Origin of the sequence: Brunnivagina elsteri CCALA 953 (assembly GCF_002289455.1) — a bacterium.
Taxonomy (GTDB): domain Bacteria; phylum Cyanobacteriota; class Cyanobacteriia; order Cyanobacteriales; family Nostocaceae; genus Brunnivagina; species Brunnivagina elsteri.
Genome location: NZ_NTFS01000398.1, coordinates 1 through 5979 on the forward strand (window position 1 = coordinate 1; position 5979 = coordinate 5979).

The 5979-nt window shown below is 41.1% G+C and carries 9 protein-coding genes and 1 riboswitch; all 9 genes read left to right on the top strand.

The genetic code is table 11. The annotated features are described in order from the left end of the window. Window positions 1-1033 precede the first annotated feature (1033 nt). The 9 genes from CK510_RS24850 to CK510_RS24885 all read left to right on the top strand — a co-directional run bounded on the left by CK510_RS24850 (window position 1034) and on the right by CK510_RS24885 (window position 5906). Window positions 1034-1369, top strand: coding sequence for a cation:proton antiporter subunit C (locus tag CK510_RS24850; protein ID WP_095724228.1), 336 nt, complete (start codon window positions 1034-1036; stop codon window positions 1367-1369). Next, window positions 1369-2796 (top strand): cation:proton antiporter, encoded by a 1428-nt coding sequence (locus tag CK510_RS24855; protein WP_095724229.1) that lies wholly within the window; start codon window positions 1369-1371, stop codon window positions 2794-2796. Before CK510_RS24850 ends, CK510_RS24855 begins: the two co-directional genes overlap by 1 nt. Continuing rightward, window positions 2793-3191 (top strand): Na+/H+ antiporter subunit E, encoded by a 399-nt coding sequence (locus tag CK510_RS24860; RefSeq protein ID WP_095724230.1) that lies wholly within the window; start codon window positions 2793-2795, stop codon window positions 3189-3191. The genes CK510_RS24855 and CK510_RS24860 overlap by 4 nt, the downstream gene beginning before the upstream one ends. Then, complete coding sequence (locus CK510_RS24865; protein WP_095724231.1) at window positions 3188-3442, top strand: hypothetical protein; 255 nt, start codon at window positions 3188-3190, stop codon at window positions 3440-3442. Before CK510_RS24860 ends, CK510_RS24865 begins: the two co-directional genes overlap by 4 nt. Beyond that, window positions 3439-3729 carry a monovalent cation/H(+) antiporter subunit G gene (locus tag CK510_RS24870; protein WP_095724232.1) on the top strand — a complete coding sequence of 97 codons (291 nt, stop codon included), beginning with the start codon at window positions 3439-3441 and terminating at the stop codon, window positions 3727-3729. The genes CK510_RS24865 and CK510_RS24870 overlap by 4 nt, the downstream gene beginning before the upstream one ends. After that, window positions 3716-4282 carry a DUF4040 domain-containing protein gene (locus tag CK510_RS24875; protein ID WP_095724233.1) on the top strand — a complete coding sequence of 189 codons (567 nt, stop codon included), beginning with the start codon at window positions 3716-3718 and terminating at the stop codon, window positions 4280-4282. The genes CK510_RS24870 and CK510_RS24875 overlap by 14 nt, the downstream gene beginning before the upstream one ends. Beyond that, window positions 4279-4938 carry a Na(+)/H(+) antiporter subunit B gene (locus tag CK510_RS24880; RefSeq protein ID WP_095724234.1) on the top strand — a complete coding sequence of 220 codons (660 nt, stop codon included), beginning with the start codon at window positions 4279-4281 and terminating at the stop codon, window positions 4936-4938. Before CK510_RS24875 ends, CK510_RS24880 begins: the two co-directional genes overlap by 4 nt. A gap of 122 nt (window positions 4939-5060) precedes the next feature. Continuing rightward, the gene (locus CK510_RS32995; RefSeq protein ID WP_211293296.1) at window positions 5061-5198 is read left to right on the top strand and encodes a hypothetical protein; all 138 of its coding nucleotides are present in this window, start codon (window positions 5061-5063) and stop codon (window positions 5196-5198) included. A 132-nt stretch (window positions 5199-5330) separates the two neighbouring features. After that, a riboswitch (cobalamin riboswitch) is annotated at window positions 5331-5461 on the top strand. A gap of 19 nt (window positions 5462-5480) precedes the next feature. Further along, complete coding sequence (locus tag CK510_RS24885) at window positions 5481-5906, top strand: DUF1636 domain-containing protein (RefSeq protein WP_095724235.1); 426 nt, start codon at window positions 5481-5483, stop codon at window positions 5904-5906. The last annotated feature ends 73 nt before the right edge of the window (window positions 5907-5979 follow it).

Consider the following 5979-nt stretch of genomic DNA (forward strand, 5'->3'; position numbering starts at 1 on the left):
GCGATTAAAATCGCCCGTGTCGCTTATATCTCAGCACTAAAGTGACTGAGTTTTACGCATACCGTGTTGTTCTATAAGAAAGTTGGCAAAGCCTTCCCAAAGGGTAGCGGACACGCTCCGCGAACGCATAATCCCGTAGTTTTTGCAATTACTTCGCTTCGCTCATAATGACAGTTTAGCGGGTCTATAAGGCTTGAAACGCTTGTAAATAGCATTTGGGTGTGGCTCTTCTCATAAGACGTATGTTACATTTGTGCTACAAGCTCATAGCCCAATCTATATCTAGATTTTAGTTTTCTGACCTAGAAAGCTAAAATTAAACGATCACCAAAAATAAAACACAAAAACACCATTCCACAGTGTAACACAATACTACAAAAAAAGATGTGATTCTGTTTTTGAACTTTGAGCGAACCTCCTTTTGGAGTCTCTAGAACTTACAATCTTTATGCCATATTGATTTTAGGTTTTATATCAGAATAAAAATCGTATCATGAAAAGAGCCGCACCCGTAGCATTTGTGTGTACACCGTAGCCTCGCAAGCGGGGTAGGGTTCTTTCTATGCAATTTCTAGTTAAAAAAATATATAACAACATCCGTGAGTAGCACCAACTTCTATAGAAGAGCATACATTGGACTTATCAAGCATTTGAATTATTGATGGCTTATCATAAGATGTTGGAATTATTATTTTGATGTTACAGATACATATTCAGTTTATGCTTATCCTAGCGTTGAGAGTTTAAATTAACCCACTTTGGGGTCGAACTACCCTCCAACTCAAATTTATTGTGAAGAGTATCGTGGCAAAATTCCTGTTAAAAGCATTACTTCTCACGGAGTGCGGAAAAGCGAATTTATTTAATACCAGCATTTAACACTACTATGGTAAATTTTTTATTTTCTACAATTAACTATCATAAAAAAAGCTAATTTCTCAAAAATTAAACTGGATTCCTAATATTCCTAAATAATAATATCCTTTTTCATCAAAAATAGCTACGACCCACCTTTACCCAAGCAGTAATTCTCATGTTAGAAGCATGTGTGTTGGCGACTCTTTTCTGCGGATTTTTTGGCATTATCTTGAAAAAAAATCTGGTGATGAAAATCGTCTCGATGGATGTGATGAGTACGGGAGTTATCGCCTATTATGTGCTGATTGCTTCACGAAATGGCTTGTTTACACCAATTCTTTCTGATATCAAAAACCGCGCTTATGCCGATCCGGTTCCCCAAGCGGTGATATTAACAGCGATTGTAATTGGCTTTTCGATTCAGGCTTTAATGCTGGTGGGAGTGATGAAGTTAGCACGGGATAATCCGACTTTGGAAAGTAACGAGATCGAGAAGAATAATACACCATGATGAACACAATTACGATCGCATGGGTTGCATTCCCGTTTTTTATAGGATTTGTGATTTTTCTGTTTCCCAAACTCGATCGCTACTTGGCACTGTTGGGAGCGGTTGTTTCTGCTGGGTTTGCATGGCAATTATTTGTCCAAAAATCGCCACTGGAATTAAAGTTACTCGATAATTTTGGTGTCACTTTGTTGGTGGATCAGTTGAGTGGCTTTTTTATCTTAACCAATGCTCTAGTGACAGCCGCAGTTATCCTGTACTGTTGGCGTAGTGGTAAAACGGCTTTTTTCTATGCCCAGACTATTATTATGCATGGTAGCGTCAATGCGGCGTTTGCCTGTACAGATTTTATTAGTTTGTATGTAGCCTTAGAAGTGAGCGGGATTGCGGCATTTTTATTGATTGCCTATCCTCGAAGCGATCGCTCAATTTGGGTAGCCCTACGTTATCTGTTTATTAGTAATACGGCGATGCTTTTTTACTTGGTGGGTGCAGGCTTAGTATACCAGGCAAGTCACTCGTTTAGTTTTATTGGTTTGAAAGATGCACCACCAGAAGCATTAGCTTTGATTTTTGTGGGACTTTTGGTGAAGGGGGGAGTTTTTGTATCGGGATTGTGGCTACCTTTAACCCACTCGGAATCTGAAACCCCTGTATCCGCTTTGTTGTCGGGAGTTGTGGTGAAAGCTGGGGTTTATCCCCTTATTCGCTGTGCATTAATTGTGGAGGAACTAGATCCCCTCATCCGTCTCTTTGGAATGGCAACAGCCCTTTTAGGGGTATTCTATGCCGTATTTGAAAAGGATACAAAACGGCTGTTAGCTTTCAGTACAATTTCCCAGTTAGGCTGGATTATGGCTGTTCCTGATGTGGGGGGTTTTTATGCCCTAACACATGGTTTAGTAAAATCAGCACTGTTTTTGATTACAGGTAATTTACCCAGTCGCAGCTTCAAGGAACTACAACAGCAACCAATTCATACCCCGATTTGGATTGCTTTAGTTATAGCTAGCTTTTCCATATCCGGATTTCCCTTGTTGGCAGGGTTTGGGGCAAAAGTATTAACTACAAAAAATCTTCTTCCCTGGCAAGTAATTGGGATGAATATTGCTGCTGTGGGAACCTCCATATCGTTTGCTAAATTCATCTTTTTACCACATGGGAAAGGAGAGCCAGCAAAACCGGGTTTTTGGACAGCAGTGGTAATTTTGTTGGGTGGATTAATTGTCGCTAATGCTGTGTATTACGAAGCTTATAGCATAGAGAATGTAGGTAAACCCCTGGGAATCATTGCTTTGGGATGGTTGGCTTATTGGTTCATATTTAAACGTGTAACTTGGAAATTACCCCGCGAAATCGAGAAATTCGAGCATCTAGTTGGGGTAATGTGCCTAAGTTTAGTGGTACTTTTCTGGATGGTGATGGCATGATTAAACATTTGATTGGAGATTTGACCTTACGACTAACCATCTGGTTTTTGCTTACCTCCGATTTAAGTGTGGCAAATATCATCATTGGTATAATTATTGCTTTGATTTTACCCCGTGGCTATCCATCCCGCGAAACCTTTAAAGATTGGCTCCAGATGCTAGGTAAAATCATCATGGCGATTCCCCAAGCTTATATGGAAGCAGTGGAAATTATCATTCGTCCCCATCAACACGAAGACGTAATTTTGGAGCGAGTCCAACCCAAGCGATCGCCTAAATTAGTTTTCCTGGATATTTTCCTGATTACGTTTACCCCGAAAACAATTGTTAAAAAATACAACCAAGATGGTTATTACGAAGTTCATCGGGTACGACGGAGGGCAAGTAATTCATGAATAACGCCATTCTCATCACCATGATTTTAGCCATGCTTATCCCCATTTACGAAGCTTGGAAGGATGAAAATATCTGGCAAACCATGCTGGCTTTTGCGAGTATTTCCACCAAAACAGCCGTGATTGCCCTAGTTGTATCTGTTTTCCGGGATGATTGGATGATTGGTGTAGTTGCAGTAATTATTTTGAGCGTGGGTAATGCTTCGTTGATGCTGTTAGCACATATTCTCAAACGGATGAGGGAAGTATGATCGACATAATTAGTTATGCCTGCATATTCATCGGTATCTTTTTCTGGTTTTGGGGTACATTTCCCCTCTTAGGTAAGCGCTCGGTATTATTTAAACTTCATAGCCTTTCCGTTGCCGATACCCTGGGTTCCATTGCAATTGTGTTTGGATTATTACTGAAAATACCCGATGAAACCCCCCTACTCATCCTTGCTATCATCTCCTTAGGAATGTGGAACACCATGCTGGGGTACGTGCTAGCCTACTGTTCCAGTGCGGAGGATAATAATAGCAATGAACCATCCTGATATTTATATCTATATTATCGTTGCCCTGCTGCCCTTAACAGCCTTTTTGGTGGTGCTGCAAGTTAACCCATACCATGCTTTGGCGATGCGGGGAATATTAGGTGCGATCGCGGCTTTGGTTTATGGGGTTTTGGGAGCAGCAGATGTGGCTTTAACTGAAGCTTTGATGGGTACACTCTTAGCAATTACATTATACGCCGTAGCGGTGCGTTCCTCCCTGGTGTTGCGTTTGGGTGTACTTGTAGATGGGGAAAATCAAGAGAATTTTCAGGAACTCTTAGCTGACTTCCGCAAAGTTCTCAAAAAACGCCACATGCGGTTGGAAGTTTCCACATATACCGATATCCAAGCTTTGCAGCGAGCGTTGAGCGAAAAAGAAATCCACGGAACCTGTACCACATCAGGAATTGAACAGCACGAGTTCAATTCCACATTTCGGATTCAACGCATCTATGACATCATGCAAACCGAACTTTCCTCCCCAAGGACAGTTCTTACCTACGTAAATATACCAGATATCAGCACACCAAAATTAGAGGAACAGCATCTATGAAATGGGTCTATATTATCGCAGGTATAGCGCTGTTTGTGAAAATGATACTTGTACCCAATCCAGAACACGAATTTTCAATGTCAATCGTAGAAGCAGTTGTCCGAGATAGTGGCGTACCAAATGCGGTTTCCGGTATCATTTTTAGGAATCGACTTTATGACACAATTTTTGAAGTTGTAGTTTTTACGATCGCAATTTTAGGAGCCAGTTTTTTGCTAGCAGATGAAAAACCATTTTGTGCTATTTATCACTTCACCGACCGACCATCAATTATATTAGCACGGTTGGGTGCAACCATTTCCGCATTGGTGGGAATCGAGTTAGGTATTCGCGGACATCTCAGTCCTGGCGGTGGTTTCGCGGCTGGAGTCGCCGGAGGAACTGCCATTGGCTTAGTAGCAATTACCGCTTCCTCAGAATGGATGCAAGCAATTTACAAACGCTGGCACGCCGCCAAATGGGAGAAAGTTTCAGTATTAGTTTTTATTGTTCTATCAGTAATTACCCTATCTGGATGGGAATTACCTTATGGAGAATTAGGTACATTATTTAGCGGTGGAATTCTCCCCTTACTGAATTTGTTAGTTGCCATTAAAGTTGCATTAGGTTCATGGGCAGTCATTTTAGTCTTTATTCATTATCGCGGATTGTTGTGAGGCAAAACCCCAATTACAAAACCCCAAATTACAAAACCCAAACTAAGCTAAGCTAAAAAGCACCTAAATTATAATTATTGTGGGGCAGGCAGGGATGCCCACCCCACAATAATTATAATAATTTGGATTATTATGATTTAAATGCGGAACAGCTTACAAACCCCAAACTACAAACCCCAAACTGTCATGCTGACGAAGGAAGCATCTCAATCTCAATAGCGATCGCAATCTCAATAGCCAGCAAACTGCATTTGTGTTAAGATACAAAATAACTTCGGTTCTGGTGGTTATCAACCACTAGAGGTAAGAGAACTCCACAGAAAGAAATGCCCAATGTCATTCTGAGGAACGAAGAATCTCGCGTAGATGCTTCGTTCCTCAGCATGACAACACAGAATCATTCATTTTGTGGCTTACTCTAACGGGGAAAGTCCGGTGTAAGTCCGGCGCTGTCCCGCAACTGTAAGCAAGGATAAATATTAACCTTGTCAGTCAGAATGCCCGCCGACAATCAAAAAAACAGCTAAATCTACGAGGTATAGATGAGCGCACATACAATCTTTGTTTGTACCACTTGTGCGAGTAAGTGGGAAAATGGTAAGCGTGTCGGTGAAAGTGGTGGCGAAAAGCTACTCAAGCGCTTACAAGCAGGTTATTCCAATTCACAATTAAACCCAGAATTCGTTATTCAACCAGTCGAATGTATGAGTGCTTGTAATCGCTCTTGTATAGTTTCATTCGCTGCACATGGTAAAAACACGTATCTTTTTGGCGATATTTCCCCCGATTTAACCCCCGCAGAAGTTGACGGGGTATTCAGTTGTGCAACTAAATATTACCTACATCCCGAAGGTTCCCTACCTTGGTCAGAACGTCCTGAACCCCTGAAAAAGGGTATTTTAGCGAAAATCCCGGCAGTTTCCGTTCCTCTTGCAACTAAAAATATTCAATTGGAACTGTGTAATTAAACCTCGTCCATTTTGAGAACTGGAGTTTTCCACGAAAATATATTATTGTGAATTTAGGGGTGTAGTTGAGAGT